The sequence below is a fragment of the Kaistella yonginensis genome, from assembly GCF_030409525.1.
GTDB classification, from domain to species: Bacteria; Bacteroidota; Bacteroidia; order Flavobacteriales; family Weeksellaceae; genus Kaistella; species Kaistella yonginensis.
In genome coordinates this window covers 1-26020 of sequence record NZ_JAUFQB010000049.1, presented here as the reverse complement: position 1 = coordinate 26020, position 26020 = coordinate 1, and the positions used below count along the sequence as shown (strand labels likewise).

Below are 26020 nucleotides of genomic sequence, written 5' to 3'. Positions count from 1 at the left end.
GATAAAATCTTGATGATCTGAACTTCTGAAAATTTACTGTTTTTCATAGTCTTCCAAATTTAAAAACTATATTTTTAAATGTTCTTATTTTTGGGGAAGATTACACAGGTACTTAAGTAAAATGAATACAGCCACATGCGTAAAAAGCGCACAGGTTAAAATCATGATGATTTGATTTACAGAACTATATGTGAATTTTCTCTTTACAAGCAATAACTATTTTTCTTTCTGACTTAATAGGCTTCACTTCCTGTTTTTAGATTAAAGTTCGGAAAAATAATAAAACCCACTGATTCCCAATACCATAATTCCCTTTTCAGAGTTCTAAAAAATTGGGCGATATTTTATAGCAAGATGTGTCTTTGTATATACAAACTTTTCAAGTTTTATCTCCAAAGACGATCTTGCCTTTTTTGCAAAAAGGGAAAAAAACTTCGGAACTCGTTTTTTTTCTTGAAAATTTGAATTGAAAATTTCAAATTAACCCAGATTATTCTTTTTTAATCTTTGGAAAACTTAGTTGAATCCAAATTGTTATTATTCAGTCTAAACCCTTTGAACACTATTGGTTTGAAGGGTTTTATCATGCAATTTTGTCTCGGGAATTTTAATCAAAACCGTTGATGAATAAAGTTGGAAAAGAAGAGTGGATTGTCGTAAGAATTGAAAAATACCGAAAAGAGGTTTGGAAAAAACAATGTTCCCAAAAGCAAATTACTCTAACGAGTTTAATCATCAATTCGGTTGAGAACAGAATTTTAGATGATGAGAGAAGAAAAGTATTACAGTTCATTGAAAAACAGGATAACATCTTCGGAAAAATTGAAACCAATATCAATCAAGTAGCAAAAATCGCAAATGGTCAAAAATTTATTAGTGAAAAAGAACTCAATAATTTTTCAACTCAGCTTAATGAAATAGCAGATTTGAAAAAACAGCAAAATGAAATTTTCATGAAAATCTATTCATTAATCGCAAATGATTATTAAGATTTTAAGCTCCTCAAGTTCAGATTTTCATGGAGTAAAATACAATGATAAAAAAGTGGAGAAAGGAACTGGAGAATTAATGATGATGAAAAATTTTCCGTCTTTCATTAATGAAACCAGCAGTCAGGAACAGGTGAGGAATTATTTTAAATCAATTTCAAAAAGTGAAAAAGTAAAGAAACCACAATTTCACGCAGTGATTTCTACTAAGTTTCAAGAGCACAGCAAAGAAGAACTGGCAAAAGTTGCAGAAAATTTCATGGAAGAAATGGGTTATGGACTACAGCCTTTTATTGTGATTTTTCATAACGATACGGATAATAATCACGTCCACATTGTTTCCACCAGAGTAGATAAACAGACCGGAAAGAAGATTAATGATAGTTATGAAAGGCTTAAAGCGCAACAATCTTTAAGCAATATTTTGGAAAAACTGTATGGGATAAATCCTAAAGATGAGCTTGAAAAATTATTGAATTACAAAGTAAGTTCTCTGAATCAATTAGAAACTTTACTCAACAGAAATGGTTATAAGCTAAGCAAAAACACAAATGATGAAAAAACTTTTAACATTTTAAAAAACGGAGTAAAACAGAAAACCATTTCAGGAAATGAAATTGTTTTTGATAATGCTAAAAATGATAACAGGAGAAATCAAATAAAAGCCATTTTAGTCAAATACAAAGAGATTTATTCGAATAAGGTTTTCAAAGTAGAAGACAGAAGAAGACAGGATTCGATGCTTCCAGAAATAAAACAAAACGAAGATTGGAAACCCAAAATAGAATTTGAGAGTGAGCTTCAGAAAAAGCTCCGAGACGTTTTCGGGATTGATTTGGTTTTTCACAGCAAAGAGGATAAGAATCCATTCGGTTATACGGTTATCGACCACAAAACCGGAAAAGTATATAAAGGAAGTGATATTGTGAAGATGAATGAATTGTTTGAATTCACTCCAAACAAAATAGACAAAAAGACTTTTGAAATTTTGAAGGATTACAATATTCAAAATCAGGAATCGAAAAAATTAGTATTGGAATTTATTTCCAAAAACGATCCAAAAATTGAAATAAAGGATTTCATGCTTTTTGAAAACCGAGGAAAAAAAGACTTGGAAACCTACCGAAAAGTTCAGTTTGAAGTCAAAGATTTTATTAAAAATACAAACCGAAATAATGATAAAAATATTTCAATACTCAAAGACGAAGATGGAAAAATGTATGCTATTCATACGCGATTCCATTGTATCGGAGAACTTCAATCATTGGTTGGAGAGAAGGAATTTCAAAAATTTATGAATCCGATTCAAACAAATGAAATCCGAATAGAAAATAAAGAAAAAACAGAATTAAATAAAGCCATTGATGAAATGTTATTTGAATTCATGAAGAGTTCAACTCCAGCAAAAGATCCTGCTGAAAACGAACTCAGAAAGAAGAGAAAAAAGAAAAAATAAAATCAAAAAAAATGATTATCACATTTGGAACACAGAAAGGTGGAACTGGTAAAACAACGCTTGCAATCGCCTTTGCCAATTATATTTCGGGATTATCTCAAAGGAAAATCAATGTTTTCGATTTTGATTATCAGAAATCATTTTATCACAAATGGAAAGAAGATGAATTATTGGATATTCCAAAGTTGTACGATGTGGAAATAATAGGAGAGGAGGAAGAGCAACCATTTTCAGATTTTGAAACTCTAATCAATTTAAAAGAAAGTGAAGAAATTAACTTGTTTGATTTGGCAGGAACTCTTGATGCGAAATACAGCGACTTGTTGATTTATAGTGATTTCATCGTGATTCCATTTGAATATTCCGATGTGTCGGCAAAATCGACTTTGGTTTTTGTCAATTTTTTAGGACTTCTGGAAAGTCAGGCAGAAAGAATTTTCATCCGCTCAAAATATGATAAAGGCTACAAATATTTGAATCAAGAAGGAATGGATGCTGAAATTTCAAGATACGGAACACTTCTTAAAAGCCCTGTTTTCAAAAGAAACTGTTTGCAAAATATGGATACCAGAAAACTCACGTATGAACAAAAATATACCGTAAAAAATCCGTTCAACGAATTGATTGAGTACATCAATGAAACCTTACAAATAAGTCTTTAAGATTACTTTTTTAAACAGAACTCAGAAAAAAAATAACTATTAAAATGGGAAAATTCGCAATCATAATTATCACAATTTATATCCTCTATTATGCAGGAATTGTAATCTATGACCTTTTTCTAAAAAAAGAAACTGTGGTTAAAGAAGAATCAGAAGAATTCTCTTTAACAGAATTTGCAGAAAATAATAGAGATGAAGTAAAAGATATTGGGATTGAAGATGTAGAAAATTTAAACACACCAAATTCATTCAATAAAAGAGAATTGGAGCCTTCTATTACTGATGAATCAGAAGAAAGACAAGATTTGGAGTCTTGGAGAGAAAAATTTGAATCCGAACAAAATATTGATTCTTTTCATCAGAATGATGACGGGATTCAGGGGCCAAGTGATGGATTGAGTAAAGCAAATAAAAACAAATGGTATCAAATGCTCAATCTTGCAGAAACCAGCGTGCAACTTATTTCAAGTAACGATGGCTACAAAATTTATCAATCCATGATGTAATCAGCAAAAAGAACATTCAATATCTAAAATCCAGCATTTAATTTTTAACAACTAATCTATAATTATTATGAACCAAAAAATCAAAAAACACAAATTCGTGAAAAAGGTATTAACTGCATTTATAGTGCTTTTAGCCGTAACTCCGGTATTTGCACAATCGGGTGGAAGTGCTGCTTTGGGAAATGCTGCATCCACATTATCTGGCTACATGGCAGATCTTAAACTTCTTATTTATGCGATTGCTGCAATTGTAGGAACAGTCGGCGGAATCAGAATTTACAACAAATGGACAAATGGCGACCAAGACATCAACAAAGAAATTGTTGGCTGGGGAGGAGCTTGTGTTTTCCTATTGATCGTTCCAACATTTATTGCTGCGATGTTCTAATGGGCTACTTACTTTACAAGGGGTTGAAAAAGCCCCTTGTTTTTTTCGGTTTGAAAGATAAATATATCTATTACGCAATGGGTTCAGCAGTCGGAGGTTTTATGACAGTCGCCATTCTTTCATCATTAATCGGAGGTTGGGGACTATTAGTAGGAGCAGCAGTTGGCGGAATCGGAATTTGGTGGAGTTATAAAATGCAGGATATAAATGGTCTTCACAATAAAACAAAAAATGATAACGAACTGCATGTCATTTCTGTACAAATTAAAAATACCAAAATTTTACAAAAAAAATAAATCATGAGTTTAAAGAAAAAAATATTTGAAATTCCCTTTATTGGTTATGATTACGGTCAAGATAATAACTGGAGTTTTGACGTATTAATCGGTCAAAATGGAAATCCAATTGTTGGTATTCAAATAAAAAATATTGTAGAGCAATATTCTGCCGATCCTTACTCTTATGAACATTTTCACACCATACTTAATCAAGTTGTTGCCATTATTGGAGAAAATCATGTGGTACAGAAAATTGATATTTTCAGTAAACAAAAATATGTTGCAGAAGGAGAAAAAGAATTTTTGCAACAAAAATATTCCGAACATTTCGATGGAAGAATTTACAAAACGATTGATACCATTCTTTTATTTTCGGAAATCGTAGATCATAGCAAAAAGAAAAAAGCATACACCTTTTCAGAAAAATCTTACAAAATATTAAGAGATAAATGCCAAAAGATTTTCATGTTGCTCGATCAAAATAATTGTGAGCCAAAGTTTCTAAAAGAAAAAGACTTCGATTACTACATGAATAGGATTTTGTCAATGAGTTTTTCTGCAACACCAACATTTAATAATATTAAATCCACAAATGAGCATTTGCAAATTGGCAGCCAATATGTAAAAACAATCAGTTTTGTGGACATTGAAAAAATTGAACTTCCTTCAGAAATAGAAACGTATTCAACTTTAGGAGGAAATGGACCAGCTGCAGATACCGCCGTAGATAATTTCTCATTTATCAATGAATTGGAAGAATACAGAACGATTGTTTATAATCAGATTATTTCTATTCCTCATCAATCTGCAAAACACCGGGAATTAGAAAAAAAGAAAAAGAAACATGAAGGCGTGGCAAATAATTCTCCTTCAAATGCCATCGTAGCCAACGAAATTGATGAACTGTTACACAATGTGGCAATGGATGGTCAGTTGATTGTAGATGCTCATTTTTCAATAGCATATTCGGCAGATTCCTTAGAACAAATGGAAGAAACCCAGTCCTTAATTGAAAACAAGTTGTTCATGAAAGGAATTATTGTTTCGCAAAATTCCTATAACCAACTCGAACTCTTTCGATGTTGCCTCCCGGGGAATGCCGTCGAACTAAAAGACTATGATTTATTTACTACAACAAGCGAAGCTGCCTTGTGTTTTTTTTTTAAAGAAAGTTACCCAGTAAATGAAGATTCTAATTTTTACTTACGATTTACCGATAGACAGGGAGTTCCTTTAAAAGTTGACCCCGCAGATTTACCCATGAAAACAGGAAGAATTAATAACAGAAACAAATTTGTTCTTGGACCGTCTGGTTCGGGTAAATCCTTCTTGATGAATAATATCATCGAACAATATTTGACTTACAATTATGATGTGGTGATTGTTGATACTGGAGATTCTTATTCCGGAACGTGTGCTTATAAAGGTGGAAGATATATTCAATATACTGAAGAGAAACCTATTACTATGAATCCTTTTTTAATGAGTAAAGAAGAATTCAATATTGAAAAAATAGAGTTTTTAGCCAATCTTATATTTTTAATTTGGCAGGGAGCGGATGCTACAATGAGTTCTACTCAAAAATCAATTCTAGACAATGCTCTGATGTCTTATTATCATCAGTTCTTTAATGGTGGAAAAGATTGGTACAATGACAAAAGTGCTGAAGAGCTTTCCCATTTTTTGAAGAAATTCAATATTCATGAAGAAGATATTCTTAATGATTATGAAAAAGAATTAGAAGGAGAAAAAACGTATTATGATATTTTGGAACTTCCCTTTGATGCCACCACTGCTGAAATTAAAAGTAAAGGAAGAAAACTCATTCATTTACATCATCCAGATAAAAACACAAATAATCGAAATTACGATACGACCAAGTTTTTTCAGGTGCATGAAGCTTATGAAACGCTTACCGATGAAGCAAAACGAAAAATTTATAATCAAACTCAACTGATTCTTACAAAATCGAAATCCATAATCAAACGCCCGGAAAATGTTAAAGAATGGGATGAAGCTTTAAAAAATGCTTTAATAAAAAGGATTATTGAATTGGAAGAGAAATTAAAAGTTCCGGAACTTTCATTCAACTCGTTTTATGATTATTGCGACCAGTTTTTGCCGATTTATCTCAATAATAAAAAGCACCCAGTTGACGAAAAAGAATTTAAACTAAGTAATTTTCTTTTCGTCTTAAAAGATTTCTATAAAGGCGGAAGATATGGAACCACGCTCAATGAAAGTGCCGACAATACCTTATTCTACGAGCCATTTATCGTATTTGAAATTGATAATGTAAAGGACAATCCGAAACTCTTTCCGATTGTAACACTCATTATTATGGACACTTTTATTCAAAAAATGCGCTTACGGAAAGACCGTAGAAAAGCCTTGATTATTGAAGAAGCTTGGAAAGCGATTGCTTCAAAACTAATGGGTGGTTATATTCTGTATCTCTACAAAACCGTAAGAAAGTTTTGGGGTGAAGCCATTGTTGTTACGCAAGAACTCGGTGATATTATCGGAAATACGGTTGTCAAAGATTCCATTATTAATAATTCCGACACTTTCATTTTGTTGGATCAAACCAAGTTCAAAGATAATTTTGAAGAAATTTCCTCTTTACTTTCTCTCAATAAAGTAGAGCAAAATAAAATTTTCACCATCAATAATCTCGACAATAAATACGGAAGAAGCAGATTTAAAGAATTTTATCTGAAGCGTGGTTCCAAAGGTGAAGTGTATGGTAATGAAGTTTCCTTAGAACAATATTTAACCTATACCACTGAAAAGCCGGAGAAAATAGCGATTGAATATTATGTGAAGGAATCTGAAAACTACGATGATGCTTTGCAGCTTTTTGTAAGCGATTTCAAAAACCTCAATGATAAAATGGAAAACATGGTTTCATTGGTTAATCTCTATCAAAAGCCATTGGATAAAATTGCAGTCAATTATTATCAATCAATGAAATACAAATATAAAGATCAGAATATTCTGAAAATAATTGGAAATGAAATGCAAGATCGAAATTTAAGTTTTAGTGAATTGATTAATGCCAAAAACCACGAATATGAAAAAATTTAGTTTTATTTTATTAGCAATGATATTGGGGAATTTAGCTTCCGCACAAAACATCTATATCGATCCTACCACAACACTTGCGCTAAAACTTTACTCGGATAATTTAGAAAATGAGCAAGAAAAAACCATTGAGCAGCATACCAAATTACAACAAGCACAAGCTTGGGTTGGAACTCAAATGGTGGTTGCGAATAATATTCAAAATAAAGTTCTCAAAGGACTTAGCGAAGTATCTGGGACTTTAAAAAATGGAATACAGGTCATTGATATTTATAAAGAATTAGACCGCTGCCTGCAATATTCAAGTGATATTCTTGAACTTACAAAAGACAAACCCCAATTTGCAGTGTTTGGAGTAAGAACTTCCCAAAAGACCTACGAACAAGCAATAAAAATAACAACTGATGTTACTGACTTACTGAAACCGGGAGAATTAAATCTTGCGACAGCTGGTGACCGTTACAAACTTCTTTTCTCGGTTTCTCAAAATGTGATTATGCTTAAAATTTGGTTGCTCGCCACAAAACTAAATATTGAAAGAGCCATAAGATTAGGTTGGTTCCAATCGATCAATCCATTTCAAGGTTATATCAATACCGATAAAAGTATTGTAGAAAATATTATGCAAACTTATAAATATAGATTTTAATCTTTAAAAAATTAAAATGAAAAATAAAATCATTCTTAGCATTTCGATTCCTATCGCTATTTTGATCCTCACTTCAGCGGGACCATCCACACCACCGTGGGAAAAAGAAAACGTTTCATTTCCTATGATGAATCAAGAAATTCGTCACTCGATGCAGGAGAATGATAGGCAGAAAAGTATGAAAAATTGGCAAGACACCAATCTTGCTACGGAAACTTTAAATAAAAAACAGTGGTTAAAATTAAAAGAAACCACCAACAAAATTCAAGATCGATTGAGGATTGTTGATTTCGCAATGCAGGCAATTCCCACTGGTTATGCCATTTTTCTCGAAAGCGAAAAAATACAAGATACTCAATCGAAAATTATTGCTGAAATAGAATCCGCTCCGTACTCGATAGTTGCTATTTTACCAGCTGAAGTAAAATTTGTAGACGACATGCAAATGATTGTAAGATTATTAACTGGTATAGTGATTTCCTACGGCGCAATCAATCAAATGGAAAAATCGGAAAGAAAAATTTTGTTGGATTATGCATTAGATGAAATACGACAACTTCGAACAGATTCATATATAATGCTTAGAAAAATAAGAGACCTTAAACAGAAAATTGAGTATAAGAAATTTCTAGTTTCCTATTACATCAATAAGGACAAAAAGATTATCGAACATATTATGAACCACTTTTAAATGTAGAATATGAAAAATAAAATTTTAGTAACTATTTCAATATTTGGAAGTTTTGCTTTTTCAAATGGACAAAGCATCGTTATCAATGATAAACTACTTACGCAGCTTACGAAAAATCAAGTAGTACGTCTTGCGAGTAACGAAACATTTTTAAATTCTTATGAAAAACAAAAGAAATTATATGATGATGTAAACTTAAAAATCGCACAAGTTGTTGCAATTCAAGATTTTATTTATTCTAATCTGGTTAATGTAAATTCTGCCTTAAAACAAGGGAAGCAAATGTATTATTTGTCGAAAACTTTTGTACAAATTGGGCAAAACGCAGAAGACGTTTTAAATCTTACTACAGAACATCCGGAATATGCAATTCTTTTAAATAGATATTACATTGGAGCAACACAAGAACTCTTAAAACTGAAAACAGAGCTCATTCGAGATATATTAAGGGAAGATGCTGATTTTTTAATGGATCCTTATGACAGAGAAATTCTCATCAGAAATATTTCTACAAAAGCACAACTCATTAACGGCTATTTAATCGCAATAAAAATAAGACTGAAAAACGCAAAATCAATTCCTTATATCTATCAAATTCCAACGATTAGTAATTATGTAAATCTTGATAAAATGATTATCAGAGATATTGTCACAAGATATCAAATAATTTTTTAATTAATACAATATGAAAATTTTCGCACAACGTTTTTTATTTCTACAATTCTATTGCTTTTCAGTTTTAGGAATGGCTCAAACGGTTAAAAAGTTGAACGATCCATCTATTGTAGCACAACATAAAAGACAGGTTTTTGAAAGTTGGGGTGACTTCAGACCTTACCCTAGATATATTCTTGGAATTCAGACCAACTTCGCTTATGCAACAGTATGGGGAAACTGGGCACCAGCTAAAAACAGAGAATACAAAAGGGGCCCCGATATTCGACCATTAAAACCCACAGGATTAGAAGTGCAAAGATTTGCAGAATTAGAATTTCAAAGAAATGAAGGTGAGAAAATTAAAGTTGAAGTGGATACTCTTTACAAAAGGAACTTACAGGATTTTGCGCATTGGACTTCAGTAACTTCAGATGGCGACCCCCTTTGGTTGCTTTATTATAAAAGAATGCTTAAACCCTTAAAAGAGTTCCCAAAAAATCCTCAGAATTTCATGGAATGGCAGTTAAAAGATGATAAAACTTATCAGAACATGAAATCATTCGGAGAGATTGATTATCTGCAAGAGCAATTAGACCTTTTGAAAGATCAATACGATAACTCAAGAACCTTAGATATGCCGCGAGGAAAAAGATTTCTAATGTATCATGAAACTTTAATCGGCTGGAGAAAATTTGTAAAAAGAATTCGAGCTGGCGATCAAAAAAACACTTTATATCTTAATTACAAAAACTTGTTAACATCTTTAAAATCGACAGATAGTCCGATACCTTCAAAAAACGATAAAGAAATTGTCCAAAGCATCATGACTAAATATAAAAATAAATTTTAAAATATGAAAAAAATATTTACTCTGACGATTTGTCTTCTCACATTCTTCTTACCAGTTGTCGTTTTTGGACAAAGTGGAGATACTGAAAATTATAGCAAATTATTGCAATTTTTAAAAGGCGATGGAGCATTTGAAAAATGGTTCATGGAAGTTTTTACAAAATTAGATACCACAATGGCAGCTCAATCAGCAGGAGCGGTAATGCTTGGTCAATCTATTGGAGGTTTTGGAGCATTATGCTATATGGGTTATTTAGGTTGGCAGATGCAGGAAGGCGCAAGACCTTGGGAAGTAACACCTATGATCCGACCAACAATTATTGCATTTATTTTAATGTTTTGGACACAATTTACTGCGATGATTCAATATCCTTTACAATCACTGGCAAATCCTGGAATAGCTCTTTTCCAAGATATTGAAAAAGACGCTAATGATCTCAGGGTGAAAAGGTTTCAAAAACAAAGTGAGATTTTAGATATTCTAACAAAAACAAGATCTCAAGAAGAAGCAGATCAAGAGGTTTCAGCTAATTTAGATAGTAAATCTAGTGATAGTTGGTTTGATATAGATACAAGTAAATTACTCGCTCCAGTAAAAGAATGGTATATGAGGATGGAATTTAAGATTCAGAAAACATTAGCGGAAATTATCGAAGGTGTTTCTCTCACCATTCTTCGGGTCTGTACTTATTTAATTTTCTTCATTCAAAAAGTGTGGCTCTATATATTAATTATTCTTGGTCCCATTGCCGTAGGAATGTCACTCGTTCCTGGGTTTGAGAATTCTTTTGGTAACTGGTTAGCCAAATTTATCAACATCAACCTTTACACCTTTATTTCTTATACCATCATCAACATTGGTCAACAGATTATTATGAGCGGTTATCAAATGGAATTGGATAGATACGCACTTATCCTTAGTGAAGGTGGTGTAGCAGATATGCAAACACTTCGACTTTATGTTCAAAACAGTGGAATGATGTACACGGCTTTGTTCCCGGCAGTAGCTTACATTATTACCGGAATTGGAATTTTAATGACCCCTACCATTGCGGACACCATTGTTTCAGCAGGCGGTGCAGGAATGATGAGCAAATCTAAAGCAGGTGGAGGCACAGTAGCAAGTGCAGGAAAAGCAGTAGGAAGAACTGCCGCAGCTGCGGCTACGGGAGGTGCTGCCGGAGCAGTAGCCGCAGCTAAAGAAATCGGAAAAGCAATTGCAAAATCTAAAAAATAATATTAAAACAATTAAATATGCTTGTTAAAAATATAGAACAAAAAATAAAAATCAACAAAGCAGTTTCAATTGCAGCAATACTTTTTGCAGTAATAATAGTAATTGCAGGTTTTGTGATGGCTTATAAAATGGTTGAAGATTCCCGAAAATCTCTTTATGTGATTGATAACGGTGTTCCCATTTTGGTGAAACAAACCGATGAACTTTTGAACCGACCAGTAGAATATAAATCTCAAATTGAACTTTTTCACCGATTGTTTTTTACGCTCGCGCCGGACGATCAATATATTAAAGAAAATGTTCAAAAATCATTGTACTTAATTGATGACAGCGGAAAAAAAGAATACACCAATCTAAAGGAAAAAGGATTTTATAATCAAATCATATCCGGGAATTCAATTGTAACCGTTCGTTCTGATTCAATTAAGTTAGATCTCCCCAATAAAAAGTTCATCTATTATGGCACGCAGTCGATTAATAGAAAAACCTCTCTTATCATGCGGAAATTAATTACTGAAGGGAATTTCGAAGATATGATTAGAAGCCCAAATAATCCTCACGGTGTTTTATTAACAAACTGGAGAATTTTGGACAATACTGAACTGTTTAACAAAACAAAAAATTATTAGCGATGATTGCAATCTACTATAAAACAAAAGAAAACATAATCCAATTAAAGGATTGGGTTATGAAACATCCGAAAGAATCATACAAATATGTGATGATATTATTACTCATTTCATTTGCATTCTCATTCATTCAATATTTCTTTTTTAAACCAAAAGTCGCAAAGAGTTTAATCTTTCCCGAAATGTACTCTAAAAGCGATAAAACAAAATCTGACATCGATCAAAAGGATCAAAAAGCAGAAACTATTATAAAGGAACTTGAAAGTTATAAAACTAAACGAGAGAGTGGCGAACCTTTAACAAAAAATGACAGTCTGAGAATCGAATATCTTTTTAACCAATACCAAAATTTGAAAAATGGAAATTAAAAAACTCAATTTTAAACAAGCAAAATATATTTTTCCATTGATTTTATTTCCGGTAATTATGGTTTTTGGATTTTTAGGAACAAAATTTCAAGATAAGAATAAAAATAATGAAGTGCCTAAAAATCAAGAATTATCACTCTCATTAGGTGAAACTCAAGATTCAATTCTTTCAAAAAATGCTGCTTATGATCAATTTTTTGAAAAAGGAGACGGCAGAACAATGCTTGACGGAATTGATAAAGAAGGCGACAGTCTTCAGAATTATTCCGATAATCTCGATAACCGCCAAAAACGCTACATCGATTCCATTCAAATGGTTAGAAGTCTCAATTCTAACAGAGCTGGAGACTTAGGAAGAAAGTCCTATTATGATGGTAAAAATGATGATAAAGATTTTCAACGTTCAGCGGATATGGTGAGAATGCTCAATGAAGGAAGTAATGGAAGGGGGAATTCTTATCAAAATCCACAAAATGTTTCCAGTTCCGGGCAACCGGAAAAAGAAAATGATCCAGTGAAAATGTTGAAAAAACAAATGCTCATGATGGATTCATTGGAAAAATCAAGAGATCCCGAATACCAAGCTGCACTTTTAGCCGAAAATAAATTGAAAAAGAATAAAGAAAAAATGGCAGCTTTTTTAAATTCGACACTTCGGGTCAATAAATCATCGCTGAATCCAAGTTTCAATTCAATAGCAAAAAAGCAAGAAAACAATTTTATCAAAGCAGTAATTGATGAAAATTTAAAAGGATTTCTTGGAAGCCGAATTCGATTCCGATTGCTTGAAGATATAACCGTTGGAAAGCACAACATCACGAAAGGAACAATCTTATACGGTCAAATTTCGGGATTTTCCTTACAGCGAGTTAATCTGAATGTTATTTCAATTTTAAATAATGGAGAAATCCTCCCAATAAACCTCACTGTTTTTGATAATGATGGAATGCAGGGATTATATGTCCCCCAAAGTGACTTCCGAGAAATGCTTATGGAAATGGGAAGTAATTCTGTACAAGGAACCCAAATGGACAGTAGTGGCGAAGGCTTTATGACAAGTATTTTCTCAAGTCTATTCAGTTCCACTTCACAAACTATTTCAAATATCATTAGAAAAAACAAAACAAAACTAAAATACAACTCTTACATCTTCCTTATTAACGAAAAAGAACTTAAAAAAAATGAAATCGAAGATTAACGATTACCAAATAAAAAATATAAATAAAATGAGAAAAACGATTAAACATATGAAAAATTTACTCTTTGGATTATTCCTTTTTTCTACGACGACAGTTTTTGCACAAACAGAAACTCCTGAAAAACGTTTAAATGATCTTCCTCAAATTGATATTACTGAAGGAGTTAGTCTGCATATTATTTCCCCCGAACCGATACAATTTGTGGATTTATCAACAGCAAATCTTACAGGAGATTTACCGGCAGAAAATATTGCAAGAATCAAAATTACCGATGAACCCGAAAAGGGAACTGAAGCAAATGGAAAAGCGATTGACAAAAATAATTTAGGCGTTATCACCATTGTTTGCCAATCTTTTATGGTACAATACAAAGTGAATTATCTAAGCTACAAAAGAGAAGCAGTTGCAAATATCCAAATTCAGCCGGAAGATATGCAACCATTAGAATATCCGAAAATGGCTTTTTCAAATATGGAACTTCACAACTTTTCCTTGGATATTATTAGAAATAAAAAAACAAATAAACCTATTCGCGAAGAAAAAGATTTAAAGCTTACCATGCAGATTAATAATGTGTATGTGGTGAACGATTACATTTTTTTGGATATGACGTTTGCTAATTCTTCCAACTTAAGTTATGACATTGATGGTCTTAATTTTTCGGTAGAAGACAAAAAAATCTATAAAGCAACCAATAATCAAAGTATTGAAATTAAACCTGTTTTTCAATTGTTTAATCAAAAACAATTCAAGAAAAATTACCGGAATATTTATGTTTTCAAAAAATTCACTTATCCAAACAGTAAAGTTTTGAAAATGCGATTAATCGAGGAGCAATTATCCGGAAGAACCATCGAAATGACCGTGAAGTATTCGGATATTTTAAATGCAGATACATTTTAATTTCAAATAATTTTTAAAGACTTGATTCAAACTAAAATCTAACATCTTTCCAATGCAAGAACAACAAAACCAAATCAAAATCTATGGCTTTTTCCAAAAGATGGTCTATTTTATCGTCACTTTGGATTGCGCTACTTTATTTTTTCTTTCTGCAAAAATTCCTGTGGTATCAGAGCTTTTAGGGAATTTCTCTAAAATGGGAATTTTCTATCCGCCGCTAAATGTAAAGTTTGCAACCATAGTTTTAATTGCATTGGTCGCAGTGGGAACAAAAGCGAAGAAAAAAATGGATTTGAATATTGCAAAAAACATTATTTTGCCTATTCTTATTGGACTTGCAATGATGTTTGGTTCTTTACTTTTAACTTCTGAAGCAGCAAATAATGCATTGCCAAGAATACTTCCCCATTTGAGTTTATACCAAGTTCTTTACATCCTTTTATCATTCATTGGAGCATTAGTCGCACAAATAGGTGCGGACAGCATTTCAAAATTAATGCAGCAGAAAATGGGTAAAGACCGATGGAATATTGAAGAAGAAAGTTTTGCTCAAAATCAAGAATTGGTTAAAACCGATACCTCGATTAATATTCCTTATTTATTCAGATTTAATAAAAGAATTAATAAAGGTTGGATTAATATAAATCCATTTCGGGGAACGATGGTGATTGGAACTCCCGGTTCTGGAAAATCTTTCGGAGTTATAAATCCTGCAATCCGACAAATGATTGCGAAAGGGTTTTGCCTTTGCATTTATGATTTTAAATTTCCCGATTTAGGACAAATTGCTTATTACCACCATCTTTTAAAAAAGAAAAATGATTCTGATTACAAACATGATTTTCATGTTATTAACCTTAATGATGTTGAAAAATCAAAAAGAGTAAATCCATTTAAAAAGGAATATGTAAAAACATTGGCGGAAGCGCAAGAAATGGCAGAAGCAATGGTTTCGTCACTGCAAAAAGGAGGTTCAAGTGGCGGTGGCGGTTCTGAAGCTTTCTTTACACAATCTGCCATTAACTTTCTTTCCTCTTGCATTTATTTCTTTGCAACATTTGAAAATGGAAAGTATTCCGATTTACCACACCTATTGGCTTTTATGAATAAAAGCTACAAAGAAATTTTCGATACTCTTTTTACGCATGAGGAATTGGAATCTTTGTTATCGCCTTTCAAAACGGCTTATGACAACAAAGCATTTGACCAATTAGAAGGGCAAATCGGAACTTTAAAGATTTTCCTTTCTCGATTGGCAACAAAAGAAAGTTTTTGGGTTTTCTCCGGCGATGAAGTTGAAATGAAAATTACAGATAAAGAAAATCCTTCCATTATGATTTTGGCTTCTGATCCCGGAACACAAGATATAAATTCAGCTTTGTATTCAGCGGTTTTGAACCGGACATTGCGTTTGATTAATTCTAAACACAATTTACCCGGCGGAATTATCGCGGATGAGTTTCCGACCATTTACATTCATAAAATTGATAATGTCGTAGCAACCGCAAGAAGTAATAAAGTTGCTGTAATGCTTGGTTTGCAAGAACTCCCACAACTTCGGCAATTCTATAAAAAAGAGATTGCAGATACCATTTCTGCCATTGTTGGAAATATTCTTTCGGGTTCTGCAAGGGATAAAAACACTTTGGATTGGTTAGAAAAAATGTTTGGAAAAATCAAACAAAAAACATTCTCCCAATCTATTTCCCAACAAGGAACAACAACCAGTATCAATGAGAAAATGGACAATATGATTCCGGCGGGAAAAATAGCAGCTCTCAGAACTGGAGAAATGGTTGGAATAATCGCTCAAGGTGAAGAAAATGACACTGAAGAATTTAAAACTTCAGCCGTCAGTGGAAAAATAAATCTTGATATGGCAAAAATTAAAGAAGAAGAGCAAAATTATGTGAAGATGCCTAACTATTATTCATTTGTTGATAAAAAAGGGGACGATCGGAAAGAAGAAGTTCTGATGACCAATTACCGAAAAATCAACAAAGAAGTTGAACTCATTGTAAACGAAATGATAAAAGCATAAAATAATGAAAATAAAATTTGCACTTAAAAAAATACTATTTGTAGGAATTATTTGCTGTGGTTCTCCGGTATTTGCACAATTTAATACGCTCAAGCCTTCTACAACAAAACCGGAAAGAAATTTTTCCAAACTCGAAGAAATTAATGTTGAAAAAAATGAGAAAGATGAAAATGCAGAAACAAAAAAAACAAAAAAACTTTTTAGAAATTCAACTACAAAGGCTGATTTAAAAAGAGAAATTGATTCTTTAAAAAATCAAATGATAAAGTTTGGGATTTCAAAAAACGAAAAACTGAAAGCTAATTACGCAAAACTTGAAGATTCACTTTCTCAATTAACTAAAAAAAATGTTGGTACAAATAATAAAAATTATTCCCAACAATTCGAATTTATTGATGATGAACAAACTAATTATAAAATTTTCATGCCTTTGAACAAAAAAATATCAATTTCATCGCCTTATGGTTCGCGAATTCATCCAATTTTCGGCAATAGAAAATCTCACAATGGTATTGATTTGCCAGTTTCTTATGAACCAGTTTATTCTGTTCTTGATGGAATTGTTACTGAAGCAGGATGGGATTCTAAGGGTGGTGGCAATTACATCAAAATTCAACATTTTAATCGCTTCGAAACTTCTTATCTCCATTTATCACAGATTTATTATAAAGTTGGCGAATTTGTAAAGGCAGGGTTTGTAATTGCGAAAAGTGGTAATTCTGGAAACTCCACCGGTCCACATTTACATTTTGGCGTGAAAGAATATGGAAACTACATTAACCCTATTCACTTTTTAAATAATCTTGTTCGAGCCAATAAATTAATGGCAAATTATTAATAAAAAATAACACTAAAAAACAAACAAAATATTATGAAAAATGAAACTTTACCTACCGATGATTTGAAAAAATTCGGAATCATGAATGATGATAATACCTTTTCAAAAAAACTTAATTCAGATGATATTGCAAAATTTCTGCAAGGTTATACGATCGTAGCAGATAACGAGAAAAACAGAGCAACTTTTCAATTGGTTGATGATAACAGTCAACTAAAAGTGATTTTTTTAGAAAGAGATAAAAATCTTTCGGAAATCATTGAAAATAGCAAGGAGCAAGTGCAATATTCTGATATTCAGACAAAGTATGACCCGAACGATGCGAAGAATAGTGCTCAACTTAATTGGACAAAATCTGCTTTCATTTTCGATAAACAAACGAATAAAGTTGTCGAATTTGATTTAATCAAAAATGCCACTCAAGTAACGTCGATTATTGCGGACAAAAAAGATTTGATGGAAACAAGTCGCCACAAAATAGAGCTGCTAAAACTAAAAGAATTCCTGCTGGAAAAAATGGATAAATATCCTGAAATCGCAAAAGAAATCACCAACGATTTGAACATTGTTTCGAAAGAAATCAATACAGTAAATGCAATTTCTCCTAATTCTAAACAAATCATCAAAGAAGGAAAAGATGATATTCAACTCAACGTCAACGATCCAGATTTATATGAAGATGCAAATCGCATGAGAGAAGAAAAACAAGAACATGACGAGGAATTTCAAAAATCAAAAGGTTTTAGAAGGTAGTATATCTCTCTAACAACTCATATCTAATTTATTAACAATCAAAATCCAAAAATTATGGAAACACAAACAGAATTCGACCAAGTAGCGTATTTAAAAAATCAATTAAAATACCTTGGTTTCGGCGAAGATTCCGCGCTTCACAAAGATTTAAAAAAAGGCATTAAAGGCAAAAAACTACAGTTTGAAATTAAAACCACTTCCGACAAAACATTACCTGGAAATAAGGTGGATTTTATTTTGAAATTTAATAAAACTGAAAATGGCGGTGTTTTTCTCAATTCTTACCATGCAAATTTGAAAAAAGAGAAAGGCGAAAATATTTCTCACAATTTTCCAGTAAGCAAGGAAAATACTTTTACAGCAAAAGAAGCTATTAATCTTTTGGAAGGTCGCAGCGTGAAAATAGAATTTCACAATCCCAAAAGTGAACAATTAGAACCTGCTTTTGTTAAATTTAATTTTGATGAGCCAAAAACCGAAAAAGGAAATTATCAATTCCAAAATTTCTATAAAAATTATGGAGTTGACACGGCTCAAATAGTAGAAAAATCCAACTTTATATTTGATAAACCAGAATATAGAGAAAACACAATAAAATCTCTTGAAAAAGGAAATATCGTCAAGGTTAAATTTAAAATTGATGATAAAATTACCGAAGGAAAAGCGGTTCTTAATCCTCAGTATAAAAACCTGAATTTATACGATCAAGATTTCAACAGAATCAACACCAACAAGCCTTTAGAAGGTTTGGAACAAGACAACAAGCACGAGAAAAACAATGTAAAGGAACAGAGCATTAAACGATAATTCTTTACTTACCAATTTACTTTTAAAAGCGGTAAGTCTTAAAACGATTTACCGCTTTTTTTTAAAATTAATTACAATGAAACTAAAATTTTCACTCTCAATCCTTATGTTTCTTTTGATTGCAAACTCCTGTCGCAAAGAAATTAAGCCCGAAAAGGGTGGGATTGATCTTATTTCAAATGTTTATTTTGATGCATCCAAAGGTTTGGATAAAATGCAGAATTTCCATTTATCAAAACTTAATTATTCTGGAGATACAATCTTAGAATTAGTTCCAGATTTCACTTTTCCAGAAATTACCAGCAAAATTTATTACATCAAAGATTCATTGTGCTACACTCTTGATACAGAAAAAAGTAACAGCATTGTATTTTCGGAAATTTCAAAAAAACAAAAACCACTTTTAGTGGAAAACAAGAAGGAAGGTGCACTTTTTTCAAAAGAATGGATTCCAAATTATAAAAACAGAAAAAATTTAACCGACACGGTTTTATTCAACAAAAAATATAAGCGATTTGAAGTGAATTCACCTTGGAATTACACTCGTTTTTACATTTATCCAACCGATACCATTATACCATATTCGCTTTACAAACATGCTGAAAAAGATTATCATGGAAGACTTGAGCGGATTGATTCCTACAATAAAAAGAACGACATTTTTGTCACGCTTCAATTAATGCCGAGAAAAAAATGGGACAGCGAAGCCAAAGAAATTTTTGAGTTTAATCATTTCATAAAAAACAGTAAAAGTGAATAATTTGTTCAACTCTTTCGTTTCTGAAGATGATATTTCCATAATTCAGGGAAATACAAACGAACTCATTGTTTTTGAGAATAAGAGTGACACCTATTCATTTTTAGAACTTCTGAAATTGAATAATCAAACCAATAGTAGGACGCTTATTACACTAAATTCTACTGAAAATTTAAAGGAATTACTCAACAGGTATCAGGATTTTGAAGGCAAAATATTTCTTTGCCTAACTGGCGACAGAAGGGGAAATGCGGCAACCGGAAAAATTCTTGCAACGTTCCAAAATAAAAACATCAAAGACATCCGTTTATTGTACGGAATTTCTGAAAATGGAAATCAAAATCTGGGAGAATATCTAAAAAATAAGCTTCATCTTCAAAATAAAAATACTAATTTAGTTAAGTCAAAAACTCCGGAAAATGAAAAAAATATTATTAGATCAAACGGAATTCCCGACACTCAGCACTTGGGATCCGGATTTTCTGGACGAAATACTGGGAAATTTAGCGAAAACAGCCAATCCGAGCAAAACGGAAATTCAGGAAGCGGACAAACTTTGGGCAGCAACAATGCTGGAAATGGACTTGCAATCTCAGAGCGGGTCGATTTGGGAAGAGAACGAGCAGGAAGATCCGAAATTAGCCCACAACAAAATGATGTTCGAGAAAATGAAGAAGGAGAAAATTCCCTGGTCGGAATATTAAATTCAATAACAGGTATTGAGGAATTAGACATTCTGATTTCAAAATATCACTTTCATAAAATCGCCAACGAACAGGTTGCGGAAGTAGTTTCCGCAGCTTGTTTTGTTTCCGGCAACAACGAAATTCTATTAAGAGAAAATCTAAAAATCACCGATGATTTAAAAAATATTTGTAATCAGTTTAAAAGTGGCGGAACAGGGAAAGAAGGCAGAGGAATTTTAGATGAATACTATACCGATTCAAAAATTGTAGAAATCGTCCGAAATTTAATCAAAAATCAATTTAAAGATAAAGATGAAATTTCTGTTTTAGAACCGAGTGTAGGAACAGGAAATTTTGTTTATGCCGCAAAAGATTTAGGAACAAAAGTAAATGTCACCGCTTTTGAAATCAACGAAACTACTGCGAAAATTGCTAAGATCTTTCACCCCGAAATTGATGTCAATTTAAGATCTTTTGAAACCGAATTCATTAATGAAAATGGAAGCAAAAAAGAGGTCGCGAAAAAATATGATTTAGTCATTGGAAATCCACCTTACGGTGAATATCGTGGTTTTTACAAGGGTTTAGGTGAAGAACCCAATATTTCCAAGTATGAAGATTATTTCGTAAAACGAAGTTTGGATGTTCTGAACGACGAAGGAATTTTAGCAATGGTTCTTCCTTCAGCTTGGCTGAATAGACAGAAAAAATTGAACGGAGCTGAGATTACGAACGCTTTCCGATTGCCTTCTGGTGCTTTTTTTGGCACTAAAATAGGAACCGATATTATCATTCTAAAGAAAAATTCTCAAAAGCAAAATCACGATATTTCAGGATATTTCGAGCAAAATCAAGAGAAAATTTTAGGCGAAATAAAAGAAAGAACTAATCAGTTCGGAAGCTTGGAAACTTATGTTTCAGGAAATCTTGATGATGCTCTTTTGCAAATCGAAAAAATCCAATCTCAGAAAAATACCGAAAGAATCGGGAATCTATTTGAAGATTTGTTTTTGGAAAATACGGAAACAAAAAACGATGATTCTGCGAAGATTGAAAACCAAAATAAAAATGAGTTCAATGTAACTGAAGCTCAAGAAAAAATTGGATTGGTACTTTCAAAACTCAAGGACATCAAGTTTAAATCTCCCACAATTACTTCTGAAATAAGGAAATATGAGAAACTTCACGAAGATTTAATTTCAAAACCAATAACGTTTTCTGAGGAAAAATTAAAAGAACTTATTGAAAAAAGCGATAGAATAATTTCTATTCACAATACGAAAACGGAGAAGGAATATTTAATCCAAACAAAGCCAGAAATAAAGAAAGGAATTTTAAAATATCAATTCTTAAAAAAGGATGAAATTGTAAATACTTCTTTGCAAAACAGCTCTGAAATTACAAAAGAACAAATTGAGGCATTCCGAGATACTTCTTACGATGGAACTTTAAATAATCATGGCAAACATTCAGAGTTTGCTAACTTTATTAATGGAAATTGGGTACACGATTTTTATTATGCTGAAGGAAATATTTATTCAAAATTAGAACAACTTGAAAAGGATTTTACCGGTAGAAATTCAGTTGGTGGTACAGAAAATCAATATGAAAAACAGAAGACACTTTTAGAGAAAGTTTTACCTAAACCTAAAACCCTTGATCAAATTTCAATTAGTCCCAACCATGAATTTGTTTACAAATTTGATTTAGGTCAAGTTGAAAAAGAACAATTTAATGGTAATACTCGAAATTACGAAACAGTAATTGTTGACTACAATCTTGCCGAGAAATTCAAAGATTTTGTTGGGACTTTATCCAGTGATGCTTTTGCTGGTTCTTCAGCTTGGGAAGTTAAAAGTTTTGTAGATAATGAAACGGTTACTGGTAGCGATAAAGAAAGAAATGCCTTAGTCAGAGAAAGACGAAAAGCCGCAGCCAACGATTTATTTCAAAAATTTGTTCGGGAAGAATTGTCGGAAGATCTTCGCGAACGTTTTGTAAAAGAATTCAACAGAAATTACAATAATATTCACGTTCCGGATTATTCGAAATTTCCTTTATTTTCGAAAATTTATCAAAATTTTAAAGGAAAAGAATTACGTTTAACCGAGGTTCAAAAAGCAGGAATCGGAAGACAAACCACAAAAGGAGTTGGATTGCTTGCACACGAAGTTGGCTTTGGAAAAACACTTTCAGGGATTCTTTCCATGCACGAAGCCATGGAACGAGGAAATGCGAAAAAACCACTTATCGTAGTTCCTAATGATAGTATTCTCAAACAATGGGTAGAAACTATTTTTGAAACCATTCCCAATGCTAAAGTGAATGTTTTAGGGAATTTGGGGAAAGATTTCGACCTTTCAAAATTTGATAATAAAGACGGTGAAATTACTATTGTTACTTATGAAGGTTTTAATAATATTGGATTTTCATCAGAAATCACCGAAGAATTGGCTTCAAAATTCAGCTACATTTCCATTAGTGAGATCAAAAGTGTGACCAATACGGAAAGAGAAAACCAAATTGATTTGCAGAAAGAAAAAGAAGTGGAGGGAAGAATGAAGCGTGGAAAAATCTATGATTGGGAAGATTTTGGTTTTGATCATTTAACTTTTGATGAAGTTCATAATGCCAATCACATTGTAGGAAAAGTAAAAATTGAAGACCGACGATTTTCATCTGACTTTAGAAATCAGAACCAACAAACCTCGAAATTGGGAATCAATACTTGGATGGCTGCGCAATACATTCAAGACACCCAAGATGGTAGAAATGTTACTTTGCTTTCTGCAACTCCCTTTACTAATAAGCCTTTAGAATATTATTCGATTTTATCTTTAGTTGCCAATAAACGTTTGGAAGAATCGGGATATTTCAATGTGAATACATTCTTTGAAACTTTTATGGAAGCGGATAATGATATGGAAATTGATGCGAAAGGTGATGTGAAATATAAAGCAAATGTTCGGAGATTTAAAAATAATTCTTTGTTTCAGCAGTTGTTATCAGAGTTTATTGACATTAAAGGCGAAGAGGATAATCCAGAATTAAAACGCCCGAATAAAATCAATAAAGAATATAAAATTGAGCAAAATGATCTGACAAAAGAGCAATATGATTTATTGAATGAAAATTTCGCAGAAAAAGAAAAGGGAGCAATTCTTACCCATATTTTAAATGCTCGATTGATTGCCATTTCTCCCTATTTATCACCATATTATGAGGATGAAGAACCAAGTTTGAAAGAATTTATTGAATTTTCTACGAAGTTGAAACAGACAATGGATTTAATTAAGCAGAACAAAAAAGACATTCCGGAATCGGGTCAAATTATCTATTCTGAATTGGCAGTTGCACAGTTCCCTAAATTAAAGGAATACCTCATAAAAGAAATTGGTTACAAACCCGAAGAAATCGGAATTATTACTGGTGCAACAAGCAAGAAATATAGAATTACTATCCAAGATGATTTTAATTCTGGAAAAATAAAAGTGGTTATTGGTAGTGAAGCGATTCAAGAAGGAATGAATCTGCAGGAAAATACGACGGATGTGTATATGCTTTCTTTGCCTTACAATTTCACCTCATTACGCCAAGTGGAAGGGCGAGCGTGGAGACAAGGAAATAAAAATGAAAATGTGAGGGTGAATTTTATGCTGACCAATGATAGTATTGATGTTTTTATGCTTCAAAAGTTACAGGCGAAACAGGCAAGATATTTAGAAGCTATGAAAAAAGGAGCTGATGTTTTGGATGTTTCAGACATTAGTGCGCAAGAATTAAAAACTTCTATCATCACAAATCCCGAAACCAGAGCCAATATTGAAATCGAACTCCTCAAAAAGAAGATTGAAAGTGAGAAAAATAAACATTTGGCCGATAGTGCTTTTGTATTGAGAAAATATGAAGATGTTTTGAAGGTAAAAGAGTTGGTAACGAAAGCAGAACATTCTTATAATAGGATTGAAGGTTACTCAAAAAATGGCGATGGAAATTCTGAATATTGGGCAACTCAATTGCCTTCTTATCAAAAAACAATTGATCTACATAAAGCTCAAGTTCAAGAAGTGATAGAAAATTTAGCTCAGAAAGGAATAGATGTTACTCAAATTGAATTTCAAACCAAAATTACTGAAGATAAAATTGCAGAACTGGATAAAAAGCTGGAAGATCTTCCTGAAATCAAAGTCGATTTAATTATACAATATAAAATAGAGAAGGAGAAAAGTTTGAAGCTCAATCAAAATATTGATAATGTAAAAGAAAGGTCAGAGGAAAATTCGAGGTTATTTGTTTTTAGTGATAAAAAAATGAGTATTCCAGATTTTAAAAACAGCAAGCAGATTCACAATGATGAAAATATAAAAATACAAAGTAGTACTAGAATTAAGAGATAGTTTATATTTTATCAGAGAAATAAATTTTGAACTTATAAAGTTTTCTAAATTTACATAGACTTTTATTTCGGATTGTTTTTTATAAACATTTGTATTATTACTTATATTTGAGCAAACCACAAAAACTAATAAATTATGAAATGTATTATTTGCTCTAATGATGCTAATGCAACTGTATCACATATTATTCCTGCTAGTCTTATTCAAACTTTTGTTGGAAAACATTATAAAGAAGAATTTTATAGTATAGATGCAAAAAATGTTGAGGTCGATATTTATTTTGGAAGAGACAATCTTAACTTCTACGGAAATTAAAGAAAATCGCTACAAGGAAGATTTTATCTTATGTCAGGATTGTGAAGATAATCTGGCTAAGATAGAAGGTGCCTTTTCTACAAATTTTCTTCAAAAATTTAGGGAAGAAAAATCCAAGCAAAACTTCAATGTAAAAACTAATCAATATGCTGTTGAAATTTTAACTCCTCTAAATTTTGACCACAAGAAAATATATTTACGATAAAAAAAAGGAAAAATCTATCTCTATAATGGAGTATTCCCTTATTATAAATAAAACTAACTAACTTTTATGGATACAAGATCAACAATCTATACTTTACTTGACTATCATCTGTACTACGGTACCGAAAAAACAATTGATGATGCCGAGGAATTAATCAGTAATATTTCTTCGGTTGCCTTATTAGATTACATTTCGGAATGTATTGTGAATTTATATTTGTCTAATAATGGTAATGAAACAGGAAAAATTCAGTTTATGCTGGTCAGCCGACTGCTTGACAAATGTGATGTCACGGCTAAGAAAAAATGGAAAGATGAGGTTTTAAAACAAGGAAAAAATGGTAATTCTCCCATAATGTTATGGGATTATTCCTGCCTGTTGTTTTACGGGTTGATTTTCAAAAATTTCAATAATTCTGCTGAAAGAAATCTGTCAAGCGATGAAGCAAAAAGAGTATTTGATGCATTGCTTATTGTGAATGGCATTGCTAATGGCAAAGTTGATTTCGATGAGGATGATCTTCAGAATACTCAGGAAGAAGATAAAATGAACGAGTTTTTAATAACTAATCTTACCCGTTGTGCATTTAGAAATATAGGAAAAAAGATTGTTCATTTGATTAAAAAATCGTATATTTACCTGACTACCAATCACTTAAATACATGAACAATCTCAT

Annotated in this window: 24 protein-coding genes; all 24 read left to right on the top strand. The window is 32.0% G+C overall.

All coding sequences use genetic code 11. The features are described from left to right. The first annotated feature begins 623 nt into the window (after positions 1-623). The 24 genes from QWY78_RS10065 (at position 624) to QWY78_RS09950 (ending at position 26010) form a co-directional block, all read left to right on the top strand. On the top strand, positions 624-989 hold the full coding sequence (locus QWY78_RS10065; protein ID WP_290219423.1) for a hypothetical protein: 366 nt from the start codon (positions 624-626) through the stop codon (positions 987-989). Beyond that, the gene (locus QWY78_RS10060; RefSeq protein WP_290219420.1) at positions 979-2445 is read left to right on the top strand and encodes a relaxase/mobilization nuclease domain-containing protein; all 1467 of its coding nucleotides are present in this window, start codon (positions 979-981) and stop codon (positions 2443-2445) included. The genes QWY78_RS10065 and QWY78_RS10060 overlap by 11 nt, the downstream gene beginning before the upstream one ends. Before the next feature lie 11 nt (positions 2446-2456). Further along, entirely contained in the window at positions 2457-3107 is a 651-nt protein-coding gene (locus tag QWY78_RS10055; protein WP_290219419.1) for a ParA family protein, read from the top strand. A gap of 44 nt (positions 3108-3151) precedes the next feature. After that, positions 3152-3613, top strand: a complete 462-nt coding sequence (locus QWY78_RS10050) for a hypothetical protein (RefSeq protein ID WP_290219417.1) — start codon at positions 3152-3154, stop codon at positions 3611-3613. 97 nt (positions 3614-3710) lie between these two features. Further along, positions 3711-4001: a DUF4134 domain-containing protein gene (locus tag QWY78_RS10045; protein WP_290219415.1), complete on the top strand. Its 291-nt coding sequence runs from the start codon at positions 3711-3713 to the stop codon at positions 3999-4001. A 23-nt stretch (positions 4002-4024) separates the two neighbouring features. Further along, positions 4025-4297: a DUF4133 domain-containing protein gene (locus tag QWY78_RS10040; protein WP_290219413.1), complete on the top strand. Its 273-nt coding sequence runs from the start codon at positions 4025-4027 to the stop codon at positions 4295-4297. Positions 4298-4300: 3 nt separating this feature from the next. Beyond that, positions 4301-7366 carry a TraG family conjugative transposon ATPase gene (locus QWY78_RS10035; protein ID WP_290219411.1) on the top strand — a complete coding sequence of 1022 codons (3066 nt, stop codon included), beginning with the start codon at positions 4301-4303 and terminating at the stop codon, positions 7364-7366. Then, positions 7353-8012, top strand: coding sequence for a hypothetical protein (locus tag QWY78_RS10030; RefSeq protein WP_290219409.1), 660 nt, complete (start codon positions 7353-7355; stop codon positions 8010-8012). Before QWY78_RS10035 ends, QWY78_RS10030 begins: the two co-directional genes overlap by 14 nt. Before the next feature lie 16 nt (positions 8013-8028). After that, positions 8029-8703, top strand: a complete 675-nt coding sequence (locus QWY78_RS10025) for a hypothetical protein (RefSeq protein ID WP_290219407.1) — start codon at positions 8029-8031, stop codon at positions 8701-8703. A 9-nt stretch (positions 8704-8712) separates the two neighbouring features. Beyond that, positions 8713-9378 (top strand): hypothetical protein, encoded by a 666-nt coding sequence (locus tag QWY78_RS10020; RefSeq protein WP_290219405.1) that lies wholly within the window; start codon positions 8713-8715, stop codon positions 9376-9378. A 10-nt stretch (positions 9379-9388) separates the two neighbouring features. Further along, positions 9389-10210: a hypothetical protein gene (locus tag QWY78_RS10015; protein WP_290219404.1), complete on the top strand. Its 822-nt coding sequence runs from the start codon at positions 9389-9391 to the stop codon at positions 10208-10210. A 3-nt stretch (positions 10211-10213) separates the two neighbouring features. Then, positions 10214-11446 carry a TraJ family protein gene (locus QWY78_RS10010; protein WP_290219403.1) on the top strand — a complete coding sequence of 411 codons (1233 nt, stop codon included), beginning with the start codon at positions 10214-10216 and terminating at the stop codon, positions 11444-11446. A 17-nt stretch (positions 11447-11463) separates the two neighbouring features. Continuing rightward, entirely contained in the window at positions 11464-12075 is a 612-nt protein-coding gene (gene traK / locus QWY78_RS10005; RefSeq protein WP_290219401.1) for a conjugative transposon protein TraK, read from the top strand. Positions 12076-12077: 2 nt separating this feature from the next. Beyond that, on the top strand, positions 12078-12443 hold the full coding sequence (locus QWY78_RS10000; RefSeq protein ID WP_290219399.1) for a hypothetical protein: 366 nt from the start codon (positions 12078-12080) through the stop codon (positions 12441-12443). After that, positions 12433-13641: a conjugative transposon protein TraM gene (traM, locus tag QWY78_RS09995; RefSeq protein WP_353960529.1), complete on the top strand. Its 1209-nt coding sequence runs from the start codon at positions 12433-12435 to the stop codon at positions 13639-13641. Before QWY78_RS10000 ends, traM begins: the two co-directional genes overlap by 11 nt. A gap of 28 nt (positions 13642-13669) precedes the next feature. After that, the gene (gene traN / locus QWY78_RS09990) at positions 13670-14545 is read left to right on the top strand and encodes a conjugative transposon protein TraN (protein ID WP_290219398.1); all 876 of its coding nucleotides are present in this window, start codon (positions 13670-13672) and stop codon (positions 14543-14545) included. A 52-nt stretch (positions 14546-14597) separates the two neighbouring features. Further along, positions 14598-16586, top strand: coding sequence for a type IV secretion system DNA-binding domain-containing protein (locus QWY78_RS09985; RefSeq protein WP_290219395.1), 1989 nt, complete (start codon positions 14598-14600; stop codon positions 16584-16586). A 4-nt stretch (positions 16587-16590) separates the two neighbouring features. Beyond that, positions 16591-17424 carry a M23 family metallopeptidase gene (locus tag QWY78_RS09980; protein WP_290219393.1) on the top strand — a complete coding sequence of 278 codons (834 nt, stop codon included), beginning with the start codon at positions 16591-16593 and terminating at the stop codon, positions 17422-17424. Positions 17425-17457: 33 nt separating this feature from the next. Beyond that, complete coding sequence (locus tag QWY78_RS09975) at positions 17458-18177, top strand: hypothetical protein (protein ID WP_290219392.1); 720 nt, start codon at positions 17458-17460, stop codon at positions 18175-18177. 54 nt (positions 18178-18231) lie between these two features. After that, positions 18232-18984, top strand: a complete 753-nt coding sequence (locus tag QWY78_RS09970) for a hypothetical protein (RefSeq protein WP_290219390.1) — start codon at positions 18232-18234, stop codon at positions 18982-18984. 76 nt (positions 18985-19060) lie between these two features. After that, positions 19061-19744 (top strand): hypothetical protein, encoded by a 684-nt coding sequence (locus tag QWY78_RS09965; RefSeq protein WP_290219388.1) that lies wholly within the window; start codon positions 19061-19063, stop codon positions 19742-19744. Next, a complete protein-coding gene (locus tag QWY78_RS09960) occupies positions 19737-24824 on the top strand; it encodes a helicase-like domain-containing protein (RefSeq protein WP_290219386.1) in 5088 nt (1695 codons plus the stop codon). Before QWY78_RS09965 ends, QWY78_RS09960 begins: the two co-directional genes overlap by 8 nt. 280 nt (positions 24825-25104) lie before the next feature. After that, positions 25105-25344, top strand: a complete 240-nt coding sequence (locus QWY78_RS09955) for a hypothetical protein (RefSeq protein ID WP_290219383.1) — start codon at positions 25105-25107, stop codon at positions 25342-25344. A 66-nt stretch (positions 25345-25410) separates the two neighbouring features. Next, the gene (locus QWY78_RS09950; protein ID WP_290219381.1) at positions 25411-26010 is read left to right on the top strand and encodes a hypothetical protein; all 600 of its coding nucleotides are present in this window, start codon (positions 25411-25413) and stop codon (positions 26008-26010) included. Positions 26011-26020 lie beyond the last annotated feature (10 nt).